Origin of the sequence: Bacillus sp. JJ722 (assembly GCF_036963345.1) — a bacterium.
Classification (GTDB): Bacteria; Bacillota; Bacilli; order Bacillales; family DSM-1321; genus Bacillus_AD.
The window spans coordinates 1-1,073 of record NZ_JBALMO010000245.1; the positions used below are offsets into that span (position 1 = coordinate 1).

Annotated in this window: 1 protein-coding gene; it reads left to right on the forward strand. The window is 36.0% G+C overall.

Annotated elements, in window-relative coordinates; all coding sequences use genetic code 11:
- On the forward strand, positions 1-1,073 hold a 1,073-nt coding region (locus tag V7014_RS22675), incomplete at both ends, for a transposase (protein ID WP_335510601.1).

A 1,073-nucleotide genomic window follows, 5' to 3' on the forward strand; every position in this document is an offset into this window, starting at 1 on the left:
TTATTGCTAAAAACTATTTTTGATTTATCTGATGTGGACGTCGTTGAGCGTTCCAAATATGACATGTCCTTTAAATACTTTTTGGATATGGCTCCAGAAGAAAGTGTGATTAACCCAAGTTCATTAACGAAATTCCGTAAGCTTCGTCTTAAAGATGTGAGCTTATTAGATATGCTTATCCAAAAAACAGTTGAAATCGCCCTTGAAAAAGAGCTAATTCATAGTACCTCAATCATTGTGGATGCCACTCATACAAAAGCTCGTTACAATCAAAAAACACCAAAAGAATTTCTTGTTGAAAAATCCAAACTACTTAGAAAAGCTGTCTATCAAGTAGATGAGAAGATGAAAGAGAAATTCCCATCGAAACCAACGACGAATGAACTAGTAGATGAACTAGATTACTGTCAAAAAGTCATTCAAGTCATCGAAAAAGAAGAGACCATTCGTCATTATCCAAATATCAAAGAAAAGCTCAATTACGTAAAAGAAATCGTTGAGGATTATCAGGAACAATTAGCCTATTCAGACGACCGAGATGCGCGTGTCGGGCATAAAACGGCAGATTCGTCATTCTTTGGTTATAAAACACATATTGCGATGAATGAAGAACGTATTATTACAGCTGCCGTCATCACAACTGGAGAAAAAAGCGATGGGAAGTACCTCCAAACACTTGTAGAAAAAAGCCAACAAACAGGCATGAAAATAGATACAATCATTGGAGATACAGCTTACTCAGAAAAAAAGAACATACAATTTGCGAACAACCAAGAACTACAATTAGTCTCTAAATTACATCCTCTTCTTACACAAGGAATACGTAAAAAAGAAGAAGAATTCGAATTCAACAAAGACGCAGGGATGTATGTTTGTAAAGCAGGACACATGGCGGTTCGTAAAGCACGAACAGGAAAGAAAAGTGGGGCAAAGGGTAATCAGGCTTTAACCTTTTATTTTGATATAGAAAAATGTAAAGCATGTCCTTTCCAAGAAGGGTGTTATAAAGAAGGCTCTAAAAGTAAAACGTATTCTGTCACGATTAAATCAAATGAACACGTAGAACAGGCCAA